Origin of the sequence: Candidatus Effluviviaceae Genus V sp. (assembly GCA_014728125.1) — a bacterium.
In the GTDB taxonomy this organism is placed as follows: Bacteria; Joyebacterota; Joyebacteria; order Joyebacterales; family Joyebacteraceae; genus WJMD01.
Genome location: WJMD01000122.1, coordinates 1 through 5,903 on the forward strand (window position 1 = coordinate 1; position 5,903 = coordinate 5,903).

General features: G+C 68.4%; 8 protein-coding genes and 1 pseudogene. All 9 read right to left on the reverse strand.

What is annotated here, in order from left to right; translation table 11 throughout:
• On the reverse strand, positions 1-475 hold a 475-nt coding region (locus GF405_07535; protein ID MBD3368008.1), incomplete at its 3' end, for an ATP-dependent protease.
• Positions 448-846 (reverse strand): YraN family protein, encoded by a 399-nt coding sequence (locus tag GF405_07540; GenBank protein MBD3368009.1) that lies wholly within the window; start codon positions 844-846, stop codon positions 448-450. The genes GF405_07535 and GF405_07540, both read right to left, overlap by 28 nt.
• 264 nt (positions 847-1,110) lie before the next feature.
• Positions 1,111-1,869: pseudogene (locus tag GF405_07545) on the reverse strand (ribonuclease HII).
• 181 nt (positions 1,870-2,050) lie between these two features.
• On the reverse strand, positions 2,051-2,401 hold the full coding sequence (rplS, locus tag GF405_07550) for a 50S ribosomal protein L19 (GenBank protein ID MBD3368010.1): 351 nt from the start codon (positions 2,399-2,401) through the stop codon (positions 2,051-2,053).
• 39 nt (positions 2,402-2,440) lie between these two features.
• Positions 2,441-3,187 carry a tRNA (guanosine(37)-N1)-methyltransferase TrmD gene (trmD, locus tag GF405_07555; GenBank protein MBD3368011.1) on the reverse strand — a complete coding sequence of 249 codons (747 nt, stop codon included), beginning with the start codon at positions 3,185-3,187 and terminating at the stop codon, positions 2,441-2,443.
• A complete protein-coding gene (rimM, locus tag GF405_07560; protein ID MBD3368012.1) occupies positions 3,184-3,714 on the reverse strand; it encodes a 16S rRNA processing protein RimM in 531 nt (176 codons plus the stop codon). The genes trmD and rimM overlap by 4 nt, the downstream gene beginning before the upstream one ends.
• 4 nt (positions 3,715-3,718) lie before the next feature.
• Entirely contained in the window at positions 3,719-3,949 is a 231-nt protein-coding gene (locus tag GF405_07565) for a KH domain-containing protein (GenBank protein MBD3368013.1), read from the reverse strand.
• 111 nt (positions 3,950-4,060) lie between these two features.
• Positions 4,061-4,801: a 30S ribosomal protein S16 gene (rpsP, locus tag GF405_07570; GenBank protein MBD3368014.1), complete on the reverse strand. Its 741-nt coding sequence runs from the start codon at positions 4,799-4,801 to the stop codon at positions 4,061-4,063.
• Between the two features lie 56 nt (positions 4,802-4,857).
• Positions 4,858-5,903, reverse strand: a 1,046-nt coding sequence (locus GF405_07575) for a signal recognition particle protein (protein ID MBD3368015.1), incomplete at its 5' end; no start/stop codon positions are given.

The following is a 5,903-nucleotide window of genomic DNA, read 5'->3' on the forward strand; positions in this document are numbered from 1 at the left end:
GCAGGACCTCGAGCGCTCCGACGGCCTGCGCCTCGGAGGCGTTCGCCGGAGGCAGGATCAGACGCCGCACGCCGGCACCGGCAAGCGCCGCGGCCACCGGGAGCACCCCGCGGACGCTCCTCGTCGACCCGTCGAGCGCCAGCTCTCCGATGAGCGCCGTCCGTTTGATCGTCGAGGGATCGATCTGCCCGGTCGCCGCGAGCAGTCCCACGGCCACGGGCAGATCGAACGCCGCTCCGCCCTTGGGAACGTCGGCCGGCGAGAGGTTGATGGTGACGCGCTCCGGCGGGAACCGATAGCCCGCGTTCCGTACCGCCGAGGCGACGCGGTCGCGCCCCTCCCGCACCGCGCTGTCCCCGAGCCCGACGATGGCGAACGAGGGCAGCCCTCCGGCGACGTCCGCCTCGACCCGCACCACATACCCTTCGATACCCGTCACGGTACCTGTCAGGACCGTCGCCAGCACGACGACCACCTCCCCCCGTGGGCAGGCGGGCGGAACGCGTCGGGAATGTGCTCGAGACCGAGACCACGCCTGAGGAGGCGGATCTCGACGACGTCGAACCGGACGCGCCGGGACGCATGCCGGCGCTCCTTGAGATAGGCGAGCGCCGCGCGGACGATGCGTCGCTGCTTCGTCCGGTCGACCGACCGCCGTCCCGGCGCTTTCGCCGTCTCGCCGCGGAGCTTGACCTCGACAAAGACGAGCGTCCCCCGGTCGGCCGCCACGACGTCCACTTCGCAGCCGTGAGAACGGTAGCGCCGATCGAGGACGCGGAGACCCTTCATACAAAGGTAGGCGGCCGCCACGAGCTCGCCCAGTTCACCGAGCCGTGTGGTGTTCATGGTGTGTCGGACCTGAAGGGGAAGCCGATCGGGACGTCGGAAGAGGGGGAATGTGGAACGCTACCGGGCGTTGCGGGACGCTCCGACCCGGGCCTGCACGCGCAGGTGGCTCCGCCGGTAGAGGGCGCGGAGACGGGACAGCTCGTACTCGGACAGGTTCCGGGCGTAATCCCTGATCGCGACCCCGATCTCCTCAAGAGCCGAAGCACTGTCGGCCTCCGTCAGGAGCTTCCGGAAACGCTGGTAGGCGGGCGAAAACCCGCCGGCGGCCTCGTGCACGACGTCGAACGACAGCCGGTGGATCTCGCACGGGCCGAGCCGGGTGAGCGCCGCCATGTGCTCCTCGGTCCCGTAGCCCTTGTGCCGTGCGAACCCGTACCCGGGGTACTTCGCGTCCATCTCGACCATCTCCCGGTCCCGTGTGACCTTCGCTATGATCGAGGCCGCGGCGATCGGCGCCGAGAGCCCGTCGCCCCCGGGAATCGCCGTCTGGGGCACGGCGACGCCGGGAACCTCCATGCCGTCGATCAGCACGTGGTCGGGCCGCGGGTCGAGTGCCTCGACGGCCCGGCACATCGCCTCCCGCGCGGCATGGAGGATGTTGATCTCGTCGATCCTCCTCTGCGAGACGCGTCCGACACCGACGGCGACCGCCCGCTCCATGATGTCGCCGTAGAGGCGCTCACGTCTCTCGGGTGTCAGCTTCTTCGAGTCGTTGACGCCTTCGATGTCGCCGTCGTCGAGGATGACGGCCGCAGCGACGACCGGCCCGGCCAGCGGGCCGCGTCCCGCCTCGTCCACGCCCCCGATCAGGCGACAGCCCTTCTCCCAGAGCTCGCGCTCGTGGCGGCGGAGGGCGTCGAGGCGGCTCTGTTCCCGTGTCGCTCTGGCCCGGCGCCTGATCTCGGACGCGACGATCTCTCGGACCCCGCACCGCGCATCGCCGGCGAGCGCCTCCCAAAGAGAGTCGCCGGGCTCGAGAGGAGCTCCGGCGACGTACTCGCGTATCTGCGTGATGGTCATGCTGGAGACGTCCGGACGGTCGGCCTCCGGACGGCGGGCGCTCGGGCGCTCCGTCGTCTCGTCGGTCGTCTCTTCTCTGGTCCGCTCGGACATCTCCCTGCCGCACCCGAAAAGGGGAAGCTGACGTTCCGCACTCACTGGCCGTCCCGCGACGCGCTGCCGTCCGGGACGGACGCCCCGACTACCTGATATCGCGCGCCTTCGTCTTCGCCGCCTTGCCGGTGCGCTTCCTGAGGTAGTAGAGCTTGGCCCGGCGGGTCTTGCCGTGCCGTGTGACGTGCACCGCCTGGACGTTCGGGGACGACACCGGGAAGATCCTCTCGACGCCGATCCCCTGCGTCACGCGGCGGACGATGAACGTCTCGTTTGGACCGGTACCCTGCCGCGCGATGACCGTGCCCTCGAAGGCCTGCGTCCGCTCCTTGCTGCCTTCCGTGATACGCACGTCGACACGGACCGTGTCGCCGACACCGAACTCCGGTGTCTTGTCGCGCGTGTACCTCTTCTCTATCTCGCGGATTCTCTCGTGCATGTCGCTTCCCCCTGCGTCGTGTCCTTCGTGTCGTCTTCGTCAGTCGTCCGGATCGGTGTCCCAGCCGAGTTCCGCCAGGATCTCCTCATCCTCCTCGGTCAGGTTCGCCGCCTCGAGGAGGTCGGGCCGCCGCTCCATCGTCGTCCTGAGCGCCTCCGTGAGCCGCCACCGCCTGATGAGCTCGTGGTGCCCCGAGACCAGAACCTCCGGAACGTCCATCCCGCGGTACGACTCGGGTCTCGTGTACGACGGCGGTCCGAGAATCCCCTGATAGAAGGAGTCCGTCTCCGCCGACTCGATGTCCCCGAGAACCCCCGGGACGAGACGGGCGACCGCGTCGATGACGACCGCGGCCGCGAGCTCTCCTCCGGTGATCACATAGTCCCCGATCGAGAGCTCGTGTGTCGCGAGCGCAGCCACGCGCTCGTCGACCCCCTTGTAGCGTCCGCAGATGAGCCCAAGCCGTTCCTTCCCGGCCAGCTCCTTCGCGGTGTCCTGGTCGAAGGCCCTTCCCCGAGCGGAGAGCAACACAACGGCCGTGCCTTCATCCTCCCCGTCGAGCCCGATCGCCTCGACGGTCTCGAAGACCGGCTCGGGCTTCATCACCATCCCGCTGCCGCCCCCATACTGGTAGTCGTCGGCGGTCCGGTGCTTGTCCTTCGCATGGTCCCTGATGTTCGTGACCGCGATGTCCAGAAGTCCGCGCTCGCGCGCCTGCTTGATGATGCTCTCGGACAGCGGCCCCTCGAGTATCTCGGGGAAGAGCGTGAGAACGTCTATCCTCACCGGTCCTCCCGCCTGAGCCCCTTCATCAGATGCACCACCATCGTGCGCTTCTCGAGATCGACGGTCCGGATGACCTGCTCGATCGCCGGTAGCAGGATCTCCTCGCCGGACGGTCCGTGGACGACGTAGACGTCGTTCGCCGGCTGCGGCATTACGTCGACAAGCTCACCGATCCGTTCGCCGTCCTCCGAGTAGACCTCGAGCCCGATGAGGTCCTGAACGAACCACCGGTCGTCGCCCAGCGGGCCGACGTCCTCGCGGTCGATCCACAGCCGGACGCCTCTCAGCCGCTCGGCGGCCGTCCTCGTCTCCACGGTCAGGAACTTGACGAGAACGCGTCCCGAGTGATCGCGGACCCGTTCGATCTCAAGCGTGGACTCGGCCCCGCCCGGCGTCATCGTCCTCAGAACGATGCGCTCCGTCAGGCAGGCGACGAGGTCGGGCTTCAGGTCGACGATGACATCCCCGCGCACGCCGTGCGCCCGCGTGATGGTCCCGGCTTCGATCCACGTGTCGATGTCGCGCATCCAGTCAGTCGATGATCTCGACGGTCGCCTTCTTCTCGGCCTTCGTCGCGGCGGCGCCGATGATCGCGCGCATCGCCTTCGCGGTCCGGCCGTTCTTACCGATGACCCGTCCCTTGTCCTCGTCCGCCACGCGGACCTCGTAGACGATCATCTCGCCCTTCTGGGACTGGGTCACGTTCACATCATCGGGCCTGGTGACAAGCCCGCGTGCGACGTACTCAACCAGCTCCTGCAGCGCCTGCTCGGTGCGGTCAGCTGTCTTGGTCTCGTCCCCGAACATAGCCTTTTACCTTTCTGGGAGGCCGCGTCCAGCCTGCGGCCGCGGCGGCCGGCGTCCGGAAGATCGTCAGGACCCCGGCTTCTCCTCCTCGTCGTTCCCCTCGTCCCTTGCTGTATTCTCCGCCTCGGACTCGGGTGAGTCCTCCTTCTCGCCGGCCTCCTCTCCGGCGGTCTCCCCGGCCTTCTCGTCCGTCCCCCCGGCGGACTCGTCGGTCGCTTCGTCGGCGGGAGCATCCTCTGCTCCGCCGCCTCCCTCGGCCTTCTTCTCCTCGCCGGTCCCGGCGGACTCCTCGGCAACAGCCTCGGTCGTCTCGTCGCCGGTCGCCGCGGGAGCCTCTTCCTTCGTCTCCTCGGCCTCGGGCTTCTCCTCTTTCTCGGCCGCGGGCTTCGCCTCGGCCGGTGCCTCGTCCTTCTTCTCCTCGTCCTTCTTCTTGCCGCCGGACTTCTTCTCTTCCTCGCGCTTCCTCCGGGCCATCGCCATCCTGGCCTCCGCGCGGGCGCGCGCCTCGTCCTCGAGGTGGCGGACCTCGTCGAGCGTCTTGCCCTGCCGCATCTCGTGCCACATCTGGAGGATGCCGATGCTCCTGAAGAGCGAGCGCACGGTCTCGCTGGGCTGCGCGCCCTTGCTGAGCCACTCGATGGCCTTCTCCGCGTCGATCTTGATGTCGGCCGGCTCCTTCAGTGGGTCGTAATACCCGAGCTGCTCAACGAAACGCCCGTCGCGCTGCTTCCTCTGGTCGGCGACGACGACCCTGTAGAAAGCCATGTGCTTCGCGCCCTTGCGCTGAAGCCTGATCCGTACCGCCAAAGTGCTTACCTCCTCGGTTTCGTCCTCGGGTCGGCAGGCGTCGGGGCCCTGCGTCCCTATCCCCCGAAGGGGTTCATCATCGGGAGTCGTCCCTGCTTCCCCAGCTTGCCGAACTGTTTCATCATCTTCTTCATCTGCTGGAACTGCTTGAGCAGACGGTTGACGTCCTGCACGCTCGTCCCGCTGCCGCGGGCGATGCGCTTCCGCCTGCTTCCGTCGATGACGTTCGGACTCCGTCTCTCCTCGAGCGTCATCGAGTTGATGATCGCCTCGACCCTCCCGAACGCCTTCTCGTCCACCGCGACCTTGCCGAGCTTGCCGGCCCCGGGCAGCATGCCCACGACCTGCTCCAGAGGGCCCATCTTCTTGAGGGCCTGCAGTTGATCGAGGAAGTCCTCGAGCGTGAACGACTGCTTCCGGAGCTTCTCCTCGAGCTTCGCGGCCTTGTCCTCGTCGGCCGCCTCCTGTGCCCGCTCGACCAGTGTCAGGACGTCGCCCATCCCCAGGATCCGCGACGCCATCCGGTCCGGGTGGAACGGTTCGAGCGCGTCGAGCTTCTCGCCCACGCCGGCGAACTTGATCGGCTTCCCGGTGACGGCCCTGAGCGATACCGCCGCGCCGCCCCGCGTGTCGCCGTCGAGCTTCGTCAGAACGGCGCCGGTGAAGTCGAGCCTGTCGACGAACTCGCTCGCCACGTTCACCGCGTCCTGACCGGTCATGCTGTCGAGCACCAGCAGGATCTCCTGGGGCTCGGTCGCCCCGCGGATCCGCTCGAGCTCGTCCATCATGTCCGCATCGACGTGGAGCCGCCCGGCCGTGTCGAGGATGACGATGTCGGCACTCTCCGACCGCGCCTTCTCGACCGCGCCGGTCGCGATCGCCACGGGGTCCTCGCCCGCCCGTCCGCGATGGACGGGCACGTCGAGCTGCTTCCCGAGAACCTCGAGCTGGTCCTGCGCGGCAGGCCGGTACGTGTCGGCGGCCGCCAGGAGCGGGCTCCTTCCGCGCTTGCGGACGAACCGCGCCAGCTTCCCGCAGAACGTCGTCTTGCCGGACCCCTGGAGCCCGACGACCATGATGACCGCCGGCGCGCCGGAGGGCA